Raw genomic sequence first — 880 nt, 5'->3', positions numbered from 1 at the left:
GCCGAGGAGAGCGAAGAATTCGCCGCGCCGCGTCTGCGTACCGAAGTGCGTGCCGAGACCGCGCGCAGCATCATCAGCCGCAACAAGTCGCCGGACGTGGGCTTCAGTCAGTCGGTCAATCCGTACCGGGGCTGCGAACACGGCTGCTCGTACTGCTTCGCGCGCCCCTCCCATGCTTACCTCAATCTGTCGCCTGGCCTGGACTTCGAGACCAAGCTGTTCRCCAAGACCAACGCGCCGCAGCTGCTGCGCAAGGAATTCTCGCGCTCGGGTTACGTGCCGCAGCCGATCGCGCTGGGCATCAACACCGATGCCTACCAGCCGATCGAGCGCAAGCTCAAACTGACGCGCCAACTGATCGAGGTGATGCTGGAAACCCGGCATCCGTTCTCGCTGATCACCAAAAACGCGTTGGTCGAGCGTGACATCGACCTGCTCGCGCCCCTTGCCGAGCAGAACCTGGTCAGCGTGCACTTCTCGGTGACCTCGCTGGACCCGCACCTGTCGGCAAAACTGGAACCGCGTGCCTCGGCACCACACGCCCGCCTGCGCGCGATGCGCCGCCTGCATGACGCCGGCATCCCGGTCGGGGTGATGGTGGCGCCGGTGATTCCGTGGATCAACGATGCCGAGCTGGAAGCGGTGCTGGAAGCCGCGCGCGATGCCGGTGCATCCACCGCCGGCTACGTGCTGCTGCGCCTGCCGCTTGAAGTTGCCCCGCTGTTCCGCGACTGGCTGGACACCCATCATCCGGACCGCGCCACGCACGTGATGAGCACCATCAACCAGCTGCGCGGTGGCAAGGACTACAACAGCGAATTCGGCAGTCGAATGCGCGGCGAAGGCGTCTACGCCGACCTGCTGTCGAGCCGCTTCAAGC

At 65.3% G+C, this 880-nt stretch carries 1 protein-coding gene; it reads left to right on the top strand.

The window, feature by feature from the left end; genetic code table 11:
- On the top strand, window positions 1-880 hold an 880-nt coding region (locus AC1DQP_RS21035), incomplete at both ends, for a PA0069 family radical SAM protein (protein WP_478052500.1).

Source organism: Stenotrophomonas sp. P5_A8, assembly GCF_056400545.1.
The sequence above is the reverse complement of the archived record's forward strand: the minus strand, read 5'-3'. Positions and strand labels throughout refer to the sequence as shown.